This is a genomic window from Herbaspirillum autotrophicum (assembly GCF_001189915.1).
GTDB lineage: Bacteria > Pseudomonadota > Gammaproteobacteria > Burkholderiales > Burkholderiaceae_D > Herbaspirillum > Herbaspirillum autotrophicum.
The window spans coordinates 104,705-117,503 of record NZ_LFLS01000015.1 but is presented as its reverse complement, the minus strand read 5'-3'; the positions used below and the strand labels follow the sequence as shown (position 1 = coordinate 117,503).

At 57.9% G+C, this 12,799-nt stretch carries 10 protein-coding genes; 2 read left to right on the top strand and 8 right to left on the bottom strand.

Annotated elements, in window-relative coordinates; genetic code table 11:
- Window positions 1-189 precede the first annotated feature (189 nt).
- The 5 genes from AKL27_RS13565 to AKL27_RS13545 all read right to left on the bottom strand — a co-directional run bounded on the left by AKL27_RS13565 (window position 190) and on the right by AKL27_RS13545 (window position 6,667).
- The gene (locus AKL27_RS13565; protein WP_050463367.1) at window positions 190-1,146 is read right to left on the bottom strand and encodes a PDR/VanB family oxidoreductase; all 957 of its coding nucleotides are present in this window, start codon (window positions 1,144-1,146) and stop codon (window positions 190-192) included.
- Between the two features lie 76 nt (window positions 1,147-1,222).
- Window positions 1,223-2,314 carry a porin gene (locus AKL27_RS13560; protein ID WP_050463366.1) on the bottom strand — a complete coding sequence of 364 codons (1,092 nt, stop codon included), beginning with the start codon at window positions 2,312-2,314 and terminating at the stop codon, window positions 1,223-1,225.
- 753 nt (window positions 2,315-3,067) lie between these two features.
- Window positions 3,068-3,820 carry an ABC transporter ATP-binding protein gene (locus AKL27_RS13555; RefSeq protein ID WP_050463365.1) on the bottom strand — a complete coding sequence of 251 codons (753 nt, stop codon included), beginning with the start codon at window positions 3,818-3,820 and terminating at the stop codon, window positions 3,068-3,070.
- A gap of 1 nt (window position 3,821) precedes the next feature.
- Window positions 3,822-5,630, bottom strand: a complete 1,809-nt coding sequence (locus AKL27_RS13550; protein WP_050463364.1) for a branched-chain amino acid ABC transporter ATP-binding protein/permease — start codon at window positions 5,628-5,630, stop codon at window positions 3,822-3,824.
- A complete protein-coding gene (locus AKL27_RS13545) occupies window positions 5,630-6,667 on the bottom strand; it encodes a branched-chain amino acid ABC transporter permease (protein ID WP_050463363.1) in 1,038 nt (345 codons plus the stop codon). The genes AKL27_RS13550 and AKL27_RS13545 overlap by 1 nt, the downstream gene beginning before the upstream one ends.
- A gap of 469 nt (window positions 6,668-7,136) precedes the next feature.
- On the opposite strand from AKL27_RS13545, the gene hpaR reads away from it, so the two are divergent.
- The gene (gene hpaR, locus AKL27_RS13540) at window positions 7,137-7,646 is read left to right on the top strand and encodes a homoprotocatechuate degradation operon regulator HpaR (protein ID WP_050463362.1); all 510 of its coding nucleotides are present in this window, start codon (window positions 7,137-7,139) and stop codon (window positions 7,644-7,646) included.
- A 39-nt stretch (window positions 7,647-7,685) separates the two neighbouring features.
- On the opposite strand, the gene AKL27_RS13535 is transcribed toward hpaR, so the two are convergent.
- Window positions 7,686-9,281: an MDR family MFS transporter gene (locus AKL27_RS13535; protein ID WP_050463393.1), complete on the bottom strand. Its 1,596-nt coding sequence runs from the start codon at window positions 9,279-9,281 to the stop codon at window positions 7,686-7,688.
- A gap of 47 nt (window positions 9,282-9,328) precedes the next feature.
- Complete coding sequence (locus AKL27_RS13530; protein ID WP_050463361.1) at window positions 9,329-10,345, bottom strand: bifunctional helix-turn-helix transcriptional regulator/GNAT family N-acetyltransferase; 1,017 nt, start codon at window positions 10,343-10,345, stop codon at window positions 9,329-9,331.
- Window positions 10,346-10,421: 76 nt separating this feature from the next.
- On the opposite strand from AKL27_RS13530, the gene AKL27_RS13525 reads away from it, so the two are divergent.
- Window positions 10,422-11,216, top strand: a complete 795-nt coding sequence (locus tag AKL27_RS13525; protein WP_050463360.1) for an SDR family NAD(P)-dependent oxidoreductase — start codon at window positions 10,422-10,424, stop codon at window positions 11,214-11,216.
- A 133-nt stretch (window positions 11,217-11,349) separates the two neighbouring features.
- On the opposite strand, the gene pmbA is transcribed toward AKL27_RS13525, so the two are convergent.
- Window positions 11,350-12,714 (bottom strand): metalloprotease PmbA, encoded by a 1,365-nt coding sequence (gene pmbA / locus AKL27_RS13520; protein ID WP_050463359.1) that lies wholly within the window; start codon window positions 12,712-12,714, stop codon window positions 11,350-11,352.
- Between the last annotated feature and the right edge of the window lie 85 nt (window positions 12,715-12,799).

The following is a 12,799-nucleotide window of genomic DNA, read 5'->3' as shown; positions in this document are numbered from 1 at the left end:
GGCGCCGGTCTGTTCTGTTTTTTATTACCGGCCGACACCAGAAATTATAGAGAAATCAGCAAACTTATTTGTACCCCGAACAGGGTACATTTCGCACGCGAACAAATCCTGCAAAAAACCATGAAAAACCATATCCACAGCGGCTTTCATGAAAACGCGACAACTCCGGAAAAGCACCCTGAATCACGTTTAAATATCGAGCACCAGCAGAGCGCTTTTGGCGCGTGAACAACATGGCGTAAATTGATCATTGCGCGCATGCTCTTCATCGTTGAAATACATATCGCGATGGTCCGGCACGCCTTCCAGCACCCGCGTGATACACGTGCCACAGACACCTTGCTCACAGGACACCGGGATCTCCACGCCCTGCTCCGCCAATACTTCGATCACCGACTTGTCGGCCGGAATGCGATAGCGCTTGCCGGTACTGGCCGCCTGCACTTCGAACGCATGGGCATCGGCATTGCTGACGGCTGCCGCGCCAAAATATTCGCGATGGATCTGACTGTCTTCCCAGCCGGCCTGACGCGCCGACTGCATCACGAAGTCAATGAAACCGCCGGGACCGCAAACATACAAGGGGGTACCGACAGCATTGGCGGCCAGCAAGCGCTGGATATCCAGCTTCTGTTCCGCGGCGCCATCATCGGCATGAAAATGGACTTTATCGCCATACGCGGATGCCGCGATCTCGGCCTGAAACGCAATGCTGCTCAATGAGCGGCCGCAGTAATGCATGTCGAAATCGGCACCGCTGGCGGCCATCGCCTGCGCCATGCACAACAGCGGCGTGACACCGATGCCGCCGGCCAGCAGCAACACGCGTGGCGCCGCCGTCAGTGCAAAATGATTTTTCGGCGCGCTGATCTGAATCACGTCGCCTTCTGCCACCGCATCATGCATGCCGGCCGACCCGCCGCGCGATGCCGGATCGCGCAACACGGCGATACGGTAACGATGGCGCTCATGCGGCGCATTGCACAGCGAATACTGGCGCACGATGCCTGGAGCGACATGAACATCGACGTGAGCGCCGGCCGCAAATGACGGCAAATCGCCGCCATCGCTGGCCATCAGTTCAAAACTGACGATGTCTCTGGCTTCCACGGTTTTCTTTGTTACTTTGACTGACAACGTATTCACGCTATTTCCTCACGATACTTCCACGATTTGATGGCAACGACCGGCGAGGCCGCCCTCACGACCCCGCCGTTCAGGTTCAGAACGTATGACGAATACCCATGTGCAAGGCGGTCTGGCGCGAGGTGCTGGAGGCCGGCAGGGTAAACAGTTGCGCCGTCAGCGGTGTGCCGTTGGCATTGGTGCCGGAGACGCTTTCGTTGGCCGCCACCACATACAGATTGGTGCGCTTGGACAACAAATACGAGGCTGACAGTGAAAGGATGTTGAGCTTGGCGCGGCTCTTGACGTCGGTGTAGGAGTAATCGGCACCGAGCACGATGGTCGGCGACAGATTGATCTTGGAGCCGATTTCATACGTGCGTGCCGTCTGGCTGGACAGACCGAATTTCGATTGGGTCGCGTTGCCATGCACGAACACTTGCTCAAACTGATACGAGGCGCCGAGCGCCAGCGAACGCAAGACATCAGCGGCACTGGTCGGGCCGAACGGATTCGATGACGCCGACAACAAGGCGGCGCTGGTCACGTTGTTACCGCTGCTCCACAGATAGGAGGCACCCAGGCTGAGCGGTCCGTTGATGTACGAAACACCGGCGTTGCGCGAACTGTTTTGCTTGGTATCGCCCGCCACTTCGCCGAAACCGTAAGACACGATACCGGTAAACCCGGCAAAGTTTGGCGTCGTATATTTGAGCGAATTGTCAGTGGGGATATTCAGCACGCGGTCATGATCACCCGGATGGGTCGCCAGATACGACGGACCATACGCCAGCATCGATGCCGCATACGGTGCAATCGCATCGACCGTGGCATTGGACTGGCGACCGGCAGAAATGGAACCGAACGGGCCTTTCAGGCCAACCCGCGAATCGCGGCTGAACAGATTGTTGGCAGTGGCCATGCTGCCGTCATCCAGATTGAAGCCGTTTTCCAGGCTGAAGAACGCGCTGTAACCGCCGCCCAGATCTTCCGTGCCGCGAAAGCCGATACGCGATTGCTGCAGCGTGCCGGCATCCATGCGCACGTTGGATTTTCCGCCCTGATTGGTGACGTAGGTCGGACCGATATCCAAAATGCCGTAGATGGTCACCTGGGCCGAGGCCGCCGCCGACAGCGCCAGCAGTGGCAACAACGGCAGCGCCGCGATCAGTTTTTTCTTGCTCTTCATGATTGTCTCCTTGATGGTTTTTATGGATATATAACCTCGTCCTCGCGGAACGAAGGCTCAGGCAGTCCCGCGGCGATGCCTGGCATTGCCGACCGGATTGCATGAAGGGTGATCAGATTGCGCGGTGCCGGGTGTGCCGCATTACGGGCAATCTGAGGTGCTGCGCTGATGCAGGCTAACTGGGCGTTGGATGTGGCATGGGTTGGTCTCCTCAGGTTGCCAATGACGATGTTCTGTTGCGAAGCGTGCCGTTGCAGACAGTCATCCGATGCTGTCGCCCCCATCCTCTAAACATTTTCACTCGCATTTAAAAACAGATGTAAACGAGAATTATAGAGAGTTCGAAAAATATTGCCGTACCGCTGATGAGGTATGGATCAGGTGACGTATCACCTGAAAAACATCATCGATAATCAGCCAGAAAAAACCTTGCAATCTTTATAAACAAAGGAATACAAACGATAAGATGCCAGCGCTTTCATTTTTCAAAAACAGCGAAGGACAAAGGAATGCGATTTCCCCCTACGCTCCTTCCCGTCGAAAAATGGACGCAGAAAGCCCCTGCCATGCGCGGCATAAATTAAAAGTACTCGTGTTTTTCCACAGCAATATTTTTCAGATGGAACTGAATATTGTTTTTATATTTTTCTGCTGCCGCGGAGCTGTGCGGCGCTTTGTCAGCGCTGCTCCTTGTTGCCACAGGCCGGGCGGTGTAGCCGCCGGCCTGCTTGTTGCTGCTGCTGCATTAGTGCATCACGACATCAATGCTTCTGCGTGTTTGGCTTTGCCGATACCCAGATAGGTTTCGATCACTTTCGGATTGACTGCCAGATCACGTGCCGCGCCTTCCAGTACCAGACTGCCGGTTTCAATCACATAGCCATAGTCCGACACTTGCAAGGCGGCGCGGGCATTTTGCTCGATCAGCAAGGTAGCGACGCCGGTGTCGCGCAAGCCCGAGATGATGCTGAAAATTTCCTTCACGATCAACGGCGCCAGACCCAGGCTCGGCTCATCCAGCATCAACAGTCGCGGCTTGCCCATCAGCGCGCGGCCGATGGCCAGCATCTGCCGCTCACCGCCCGACATGGTGCCGGCGGCCTGCACTTCCCGCTCCTTGAGGCGCGGGAACAATTGATAGACCCAATCCAACTGGCTCAGATAATCCTTGTCGCGCTGGCGGTAACGGCGAAAACTGCCGAGCAGCAAGTTGTCCTTGACCGACATCTCGGCAAACAATTCACGGGTTTCCGGCACCAGCGCAATGCCGGCCTGGACCCGCTCTTCGACGTCCATATCGTTGATCGGATTGCCCTCATACGTGATGCCGCCTCGGCTGGGCAACATGCCGATGATGGCATTGAGCAAGGTCGACTTGCCGGCGCCGTTGGGGCCGATCACGCTGACGATGCTGCCGGCCGCTACCTTGACCGAAATGTCATTGATCGCTTCTACTTTGCCGTAACAGACGCGCAGACTGTCTACCGTCAATATTGGTGTATTCATGTCAATCCACTCCACCCAAGTATGCTTCCAGTACCACCGGATCGTTTTGCACCTGCTCTGGCGTGCCTTCGGAAATCTTGGTGCCGAATTCCATCACCACCAGATGATCGGTCAGCTCCATCACGAAATCCATATCGTGCTCGACCAGCAAAATGCTCATGCCTTCATCGCGCAATTGCCGCAACAGATCTGCCAGCGCCTGCTTTTCCTTGTAACGCAAACCAGCGGCCGGCTCATCCAGCAACAGCAGGATCGGATCGCTGCACAAAGCGCGGGCGATTTCCAGAATCCGTTGCTGACCGAGCGCCAGCGAACCGGCTTCGACATGCAGATAATCGCCGAGGCCGACACGACGCAACTGATGTTCGGCTTCTTGCAACAAGGCACACTCTTGCGCCCGGTCGAGACGGAACATCGCGGCCGCCACATTTTTCAGATGACCGCGACCGGTACGCAGATGAGCGCCGATGGCAACGTTTTCCAACACCGACATGGTCGGCAGCAATTGCACGTGCTGGAAAGTACGGCCCAAGCCACGGGCCACGATCTGACGCGCACCGAGACGATCGATCGGTTCGCCGTTGAACATGATCTTGCCGCGCGTGACACCGAACACACCGCTGATCAGATTGAACATGGTCGACTTGCCGGCACCGTTGGGACCGATCAGACCGATGATGTCAGCCGATTTCAACTGGAAGCTGACATCGTTGACCGCCACCAGACCGCCGAATTCTTTGCGTGCCTTGTCGACTTCCAGAATCACGGCACCGGCATCCGGCTTGCTGCGGGTGGACAGCGGCACCGCTGCGCCGTCGCCCGCCGTATCCGCTTTGGCCGCAGATGCCGGCGCTTTGGCCGGCATCACGCGGCGCCAGATATTGACCACGAACGGCCAGATACCTTCCTGCGCATATTGCAGAATCAAAATCAGGATCAGGCCGTAGACAATGATTTCGATATTGCCGTTGGTACCGAGCAGACTCGGCAACCAGACTTGCAACTTGTCTTGCAGCAGCGTCATGATCAGTGCGCCCAGCAAACCGCCCCACACATGCCCGGCACCGCCGATCACCGCCATCATCAAATACTGGATACCCATGTTCAGACCGAACGGGGTCGGATTGACGGCGCGTTGGAAGTGGGCGTAGAGCCAACCCGAAATCGCTGCGAACAAGGCGGCCAGCACGAATACCGTGATCTTGTATTGTGCGGTATTGACACCCATCGCCTCGGCCATGCCAGTGCCGCCCTTGAGCGCGCGCATGGCGCGACCGGGGCGCGAATTGAGCAGATTGACCGAGACCCACACCGCACTCAGGGCAAAGAACCAGATCAGATAATAAATTGAACGGCCGGTATCAAGCGATATGCCGAACAGGGAAATCGGGCTGATGCCGGAGATGCCGTCGTACTTGCCCAGCCACTCCATATTGCCGAACAAAAAGTACAGCGACAGGCCCCAGGCAATCGTCGCCAGCGGCAAATAATGGCCCGACATGCGCAACGTGATGGTGCCAAGCGCATAGGCGCAGATACCGGTGATGACCAGCCCGGCCAGCAAACCCAGCCACGAGGACAAACCGAATTGCGTGGTCAGATAACCGGTGGCATAGGCGCCAAGACCGACGAAGGCCGCTTGTCCGAACGAGGTCAGACCGCCGACCCCGGTCAGCAATACCAGACCGATACAAACGATACTGTAGAGCCCGATATAGTTGGCTTGCGTGACCCAGAAATTGGGCACCGGAAGCACCGGCAACAAAGCGACTGCCAGCGCCAGAATGATAATGCCAGGACGCTTCAACATTATTCGTCCCCTCCGTGGTGAGACGTGGTCATCGAGCGCCACAACAGAACCGGAATGATGATGGTGAACACGATGACTTCCTTGTATTCGCTAGCCCAGAATGAAGAAAATGATTCCAGCAGACCGACCAGCACCGCGCCGATGGCTGCCAGCGGATAGCTGACCAGACCGCCGAGGATGGCGCCGACGAAGCCTTTGAGGCCGATCAGGAAACCCGAGTCGTAATAGATAGCGGTAGTCGGCACGATCAGAATGCCCGACAGCGAACCGATGAAGGCGGCAAAGAACAGCGACAGCTTGCCGGCCATGGTGGTCGAGATACCCATCAGACGTGCGCCGGTGCGATTCATCGCAGTGGCCTTCAAGGCCTTGCCGTAAAGCGTGCGGCTGAAGAACAGCGCCAGCGCCAGAATCAGGATCAGCGACACCACCATCACCACTACGCTTTGCCCGCTGATCTGCATCGCCCCCAGTTCAAAACTGGTTTCCAGATACGGCGTCACGCGCGACCCTTCCGGACCGAAGAACAGCAAACCGAGGCCGGTCATCATGAAATGCACGCCGACCGAGATGATCAGCAGGATCAGTACCTTGGCATTGGCCAGCCGCTGATAAGCGAGACGATAAATCATCGGCCCCATCGGCGTGACCACCGCAATCGACAATGCCGCCTGCACCAGCAACGGCCATTGACGCGGCGTGGCCCACCATACCAGCAACACAATCGCCAGCGGCAGCACCAGATTGAGCAGCAGCATTTTGGGAATCGCGCGGGTGCGGCCGATACGCAATGCCGCCACCAGATCCAGCGTCGTGGTCATGATCGCCATCGCCGCCAGCAACCAGATGGTGGCCGGTACGGTGCCGGCTTGCAGCGACACCAAAGTCAGCGCGCCAAAGGAAACAAACTCGCCTTGCGGCAAAAAGATGATTCTGGTGACGGCAAATACCAGCACCAGTGCCAGCGCTACCAGCGCATAGATGGCACCATTGGTGATGCCGTCTTGCGTCAAAATTGCGAATATAGAAAAATCCATCGCGTTACACCCCGGGCGAAGAGTCGTGCAGTACTGCGTTGAAAGTGAAGCTGCCGGGAACCGGCAGCCGTGATCGGGCATGGCAAGTCATATGTCTCCTCTGACCGGGCTGCCGCAGGCGACGCCCTGTTTTGTTGTAGTTCGTGCGTAATCATGCTGATGTCGCGTATCAGTACCACTTATTGATACGGCATCAGCCGGCATCGTGGACGATGTCGGACGACGACGCAATCATTCGTTGTTCCCGCCACCCTTCTGCGCACGCGTTTTATCGCGTTTCTCTTCTCAGCGGCGAGAACATCTTCAGATATTCATTAATATGTTAAGTATTAATGTAACATGTTCAATAGCGCTGTCAAGTATAATCACCGCACCCTTTTCAAAATTGCGAAGCCAGCCATCGCGGGCAATTACCGCACTGCAAGCGTTCTTCCGCAGTGTCAGTTGCCGGCCTGTGCAGCCAACATAAATGAGCAACAAATTCCAACATCGCAACCTCCCCATGCTGCTGCTGCAGTCACGCGAATCCGTCATGCGCTATTTTCGGCAGGCGCTGAAACAGCGCGGATTGACCGAACAGCAATGGCGCGTGATCCGGGTGCTGCATGAATTCGGTGAACTGGAGACTGGCAAGATTGCGGAAGAGTCATGTATCCTGGCGCCGAGTCTGAGCGGCGTACTGGATCGCATGGAGCGGGATGATCTGATTGTGCGGTACCGGCTGTCGAGCGATCAGCGCAAGGTATTTGTTGATCTGACCGGACGCAGCAAAGAACTGGTCAGCAATATCAGTGATTCGATTGAGGTGCAGTATGCGGCGCTGGAACAGGAGCTGGGCCAGGAACGTCTGCTGTCGATTTATTCGCTGCTGGACAACCTGATCGCACTGCCCGAACCGGAAGCGGCCAAACCCGATATCGTGCGCACCAGGATCACCGCCCGCAAACCGGCACGGGCGACATCAAGAAAAGCAAGCTGAGGGAGTTGAACGGTAATCCGGCGCGGATTGCCGCCGGCATCATTCCGGCATCACCGGTTCGACCTTCTTGCTGGCGAACTTGATCAGCGGCACTTTGCGTACCATCCACAATCCTGCCAGCGCCGAGATGATGGCCAGCGCAATCCCCATATGAATCGCTCCCACCAGCGCATCGCGCGCGGCGTCAAGCAAGGCCGAACCATTATGGCCGGCACTCAGCATCTGGCTCAGCAGGGTGGACTGGATATCGTGATTGACCAGAATTTCCGGATCCTTGAATTCCGCCATCCACTGCACCGCGTGATCGCTTTCCAGCGCCTTCTCTACCCCGCTGCTATACATGTGCGTGACCAGCGTACCGGTCACCGCCGTGCCCAGCATGCCGCCGATCATGCGCAGCGACTGCAACAACGCAGTGGCAATGCCCAGATGTTCGCGGCTGGCCGCTTGTTGCGCAAACACGGTCAGGTTCGGCAATACCAGCCCCAGACCGAAGCCGCCGGCCAACATCGCCGTCAGCATGAAGCTGGTGCTGGTGCCGCGCTGCGACAACACGATGCCCAGACAAGACAAGGCAATCAGCACAAAGCCGACCGTCATCATGATATTGGGATTGGGAATGCGGGTGACGACCCGGCCATTGACGATACTGGCCACGGTAATACAGGCCACCAGCGGCGTGATCAGCAAACCGGCTTCGCGCGGCGACATGCCGAAGCCACCCTGGAACAACAGCGGCGCATACATCAGCATCGAAAACATCGAAAAACCGGCCAGCACCGACAAGATGAACAGACTCGACAAAGCCGGATCGCGCACCATTTCAAACGGCAGAATCGGTTGTTCGGTATGCCGCTCCCATTTCCACAAGCCGTAAAACGCAGCCACGGTAAATGCCAGCAAACCCAGCATGGCCATGGTCAATCCGCGCTTGGGCAACATTTCCACCAGCAATTGCAAGCTGCCCAGCGACAGCGTGATCAGGACCGCGCCAAACCAGTCCAGCCGCATCTTGGCAGTGCTGGCGACATGGCGGATATGCGGCACATAGCGCCACGCAAAAAACAAGGACAACGCGCCCACCGGCAAATTGACATAGAACACCCAGCGCCAGCCCAGCGACTGTGTCAGGAAACCACCGAGCGAGGGCCCCACCGACGTGGCAATGCCAAATGCCGCACTGAGAATGATTTGCCAGCGCAGGCGCACATGCGCATCGGGAAACAGATCGGCCACCGAGGCGAAGGCAGTGCCGACCAGCATGCCGCCGCCGATCCCCTGCAACCCGCGCGCCAGCACCAACATCAGCATGCTGTTGGACAAACCGCACAAGACCGAGGCTGCAACAAAGATAATGATCGATGCGATCAGGAATGGCTTGCGACCGTAAAAATCACCGAGGCGGCCAAAGATCGGCACCGTGATCACAGAAGTCAGCAAGTAGGATGTCGCCACCCAGGCATACAGATCAAACCCTTTGAGCTCCGCCACAATGGTTGGCAAGGCGGTGCCGACAATGGTCTGATCCAGCGCCACCAGCATGATGACGAAACAGATGCCGAGCGTGGCCATGAGAGAAGCGCGAAACGGAAGAACTTGACCGCTGGAGTGAGCGGAATCGGTATGCAGTGACATGGTGGGTGCTGAAAGGCGTTGCGCCGAAGCCATGATTCTACCAACAGTCAGTTCGATTTGCCGGCGCCATTCGCAGCGCTTGATTTCTCCGCAGAAATTTTCGTCTGGACCGGCGGTCGCTGGCGCTCGAAGCATTGCTCGACAACCTCGCTGCCCCACTGTTGGCCGGCGCGTTCGTCGTGCAACACAAACCCGGCGTTTTCGTAGAGCCGGCGCGCCGCGTCCAATCCCCGGAAGGTCCACAAACGAGTCGCAGCAAACCCTTGCCCGTCACAAAAAGCCAACGCCGCGCTCAGCAACTTGTGGCCGACACCTGCACCGCGCATGCCATCATCCACGATGAACCAACGCAAGTGGGCCGTATCATTTCCCAAGTCCTCACCGTCGATGGCAACCGCGCCCACGATCCGTCCCGACTGCGTTGCCACCCAGATACCATTTTTCGGATTCGCCAGCCGCGCGACAAACTCCGCCATGCCTGTCGCCACCAGGCTTTCGAAAAATTGCCCGAAGCCGACGCTGCGAGCATAGAAATTCGCATGCATCTCGGTTACGCGCCCGACGACACCCGGCTGGTAGCCTCGTCGTACCTCGACCGACTCCACCGGGTTGAACGGCGTGCCGAGCCGGTGTGCTTCGAGGGCCCGGGAATAGGCGCCCAGTCCTTGCCCCACGACCTGTTGTTCAACTTGCGGCAACTGCGCCAGTGCAGTCGTCACCTGATGCCGGCCAAACGCGTTGATCGACGCCAGCGTATGCCGTCCCTTGGCAGTCAAGGTCAGCACTTTGGCGCGGGCATCGGTGGCACTTGGCGCTTCCTTCAGCTCACCGCCCTCGATCAGCTTGCGCACCATGCGGCTGACACTGGATTTTTCCAGACACAACACCTCGGCCAGTTGCACTGCTGTCAATGACTGGCGGCTGCCAATTTCCATAATGGCGTGGACTGCTGACGGTGGGTAATCAGTTGCCGCCAGCGTCGCCTGCATGAAGCCAAGCTCGCGCACCATCTGGCGCGAAGCCGCACGAATACTTTCAACCAGCTCAGGATCGCAATCGAACATTTTTCTTCCCCTGTTGATATTAAGTTGTATCATACAACCAATAGTCCCGATGATGTTGACAATGGAGAGCACCCACATGCAGCCACTGAAACAGCAACATGAACTGAATACCGGACGTAGTCGCATGGCCGGGCGCATCGGACTGGTCACCGGCGGCAACAGCGGCATTGGTCGTGCTACCGCGATCCTGATGGCGCGCGAAGGCGCCGCCGCGGTCGTGATCGCCGGTCGGCGCGCAGCGGAGGGGCAGGAGGTGGCTGCCGAATGCCAGGCCTTGGGCGCACAATCCTTGTTTGTGGCAACCGATGTCACGCAGGAAGAGCAGGTGGCCCGGCTGGTCCAAACCACCGTGACCCGCTTCGGCGCGCTGGACGTGACGTTCAACAACGCCGGTTTTCAGGAGCGGCGGGCAGCGGTCGAGGAACAGGACAGCAGCGTGTACGACCAGGTATTCAATGCCAATGTGCGCTCGGTTTTCCTGTGCCTGAAGCATCAGGTGCCAGTGATGGCCGCCCAAGGCACAGGCCGCATCGTGATCAATGCTTCGGTCAGCGGCTTGCGCAATCCCAATCCAGGCCTGTCGCTTTACTCCGCCTCCAAGGCCGCCGTGATTTCCTTGATGCGGTCGGCCGCCATGGAATGCGCACCGCGCGGCATTCGCATCAATGCGGTGGCGCCGGGGCGCGTCGTGACCGACATGATGCTGGCCTCGGGCATCGCCGATATCTCGGCAGTGGCGGCGGCTTTGCCATTGCGACGCATGGGCAAACCGGAAGAGGTGGCCGAGGCCGTGGTGTGGCTGGCGTCAGATGAAGCGTCGTACATTGTGGGGCATGTCTTGGCGGCCGATGGCGGCTTCAGCGCATCCTGAACAACAACCCGGGAGCGACCTTCAATCGCCGGACCTGCTGTGCACGCATAAAAAAACACGCCGCGCCGGACGGCGTTGCGTGTTGTTGTGTAACCCGGAACCGCGGGCTGCCGGAAAACTACATCGAGTCGGCTCAGTCGCCGGCAATCGTCATGTTTTCCAGCAAGATCGAGCCGGTTTCCTTGGTGCCGCGAATCAGCGTGTCATTGCCGATGGCAACGATCTGGCGCAGCATTTCCTTCATGTTGCCGGCGATGGTGATTTCTTCCACCGGATACTGAATCACGCCCTTCTCGACCCAATAACCCGAGGCGCCACGCGAATAATCGCCGGTCACGTAGTTCACGCCCTGTCCCATCAATTCGGTCACCAGCAGGCCGGTATCCATTTTCTTGAGCATGCCCTTGAAGGTATCGGCGGCAGTAGTCAGCGACGAGGTCAGCGACAGATTGTGCGAACCACCCGAATTGCCGGTGGTTTCCATGCCCAGCTTGCGCGCCGAATAGGTCGACAGGAAGTAACCCTGCACCACGCCGTCGCTGACCACATCGCGTTGCCGCGTCTTGACGCCTTCTTCATCGAACGGCGCCGAACCGACACCGCCGATCACGTGCGGATCTTCGCGCACCTGAATATGATCGGGAAATACCTGCTGGCCGAGTGAATCCAGCAAGAAAGTCGATTTGCGATACAGCGCGCCACCCGATACCGCCTGCACGAAAGCACCCAGCAAGCCGGCAGCCAGCGGCGCTTCAAACAAGACCGGACACTTGCGGGTCGTGAGCTTGCAAGCGTTCAGACGGGCCAGCGCGCGTTCGGCAGCATAGCGGCCGATGGCTTCCGGCCTGGCCAGTTGTTTGGGGTCGCGCATCGACGAATACCAGTCGTCGCGCTGCATGTTGGCACCCTTGCCGGCAATCGGCGCCACCGAAATGGTGTGACGTGAAAACGGGTAGCCGCCGACGAAACCGCGCGAATTGGCGGCCACGAAATGCGATTGCTGCGCATAAACACTGGCACCTTCGCTATTGGTGATGCGCTTGTCCACTGCCAGCGCTGCCGCTTCGCAACGTTGCGCCAGTGCCACAGCTTCTTCGGCTGAAATCAGCCACGGCGTACACAATTTGAGATCGCGCGGGTGCATTTCCAGATTGTCGACGTCCGGCAAGCCGGCGCAGTCGTCAATCGCGGTAAAGCGTGCAATGTTGTAAGCCGCCTCGACCGTTTCCTTGAGCGCCTGCTGCGAGAAATCGGAAGTGCTGGCATTGCCGCGCCGCACATTGCGGCCCTCTCCCAGATAGACAGTGACGCCAATGCCCTTGTCCTTGTTCTGTTCGATGGTCTCGATCTGGCCTTTGCGTACTGCCACCGACAAACCGCTACCCTCGCTGATATCCACTGCGGCATCGGAGGCGCCCTTTTGCCGGGCATACGACAGAACATCCTGTGCCAGTTGCTTCAATTGGTCTTGACTATGGGTAAATACGGTATCGCTCATGAGCCTGTTTTCGTCGGAATGCGTGTAAAACGGTTATGATAGCAGTCGTTTAGCATTATTCGGGTCTGATATCACATATCGGCCT

Bases quoted from the DNA above. Each gene is read 5' to 3' on its own strand.
- AKL27_RS13560 (WP_050463366.1), bottom strand. From the start codon at position 2,314: ATGAAGAGCAAGAAAAAACTGATCGCGGCGCTGCCGTTGTTGCCACTG.
- AKL27_RS13545 (WP_050463363.1), bottom strand. From the start codon at position 6,667: ATGGATTTTTCTATATTCGCAATTTTGACGCAAGACGGCATCACCAAT.
- hpaR (WP_050463362.1), top strand. From the start codon at position 7,137: ATGAGCAACAAATTCCAACATCGCAACCTCCCCATGCTGCTGCTGCAG.
- AKL27_RS13555 (WP_050463365.1), bottom strand. From the start codon at position 3,820: ATGAATACACCAATATTGACGGTAGACAGTCTGCGCGTCTGTTACGGC.
- pmbA (WP_050463359.1), bottom strand. From the start codon at position 12,714: ATGAGCGATACCGTATTTACCCATAGTCAAGACCAATTGAAGCAACTG.
- AKL27_RS13535 (WP_050463393.1), bottom strand. From the start codon at position 9,281: ATGTCACTGCATACCGATTCCGCTCACTCCAGCGGTCAAGTTCTTCCG.
- AKL27_RS13530 (WP_050463361.1), bottom strand. From the start codon at position 10,345: ATGTTCGATTGCGATCCTGAGCTGGTTGAAAGTATTCGTGCGGCTTCG.
- AKL27_RS13550 (WP_050463364.1), bottom strand. From the start codon at position 5,630: ATGTTGAAGCGTCCTGGCATTATCATTCTGGCGCTGGCAGTCGCTTTG.
- AKL27_RS13525 (WP_050463360.1), top strand. From the start codon at position 10,422: ATGCAGCCACTGAAACAGCAACATGAACTGAATACCGGACGTAGTCGC.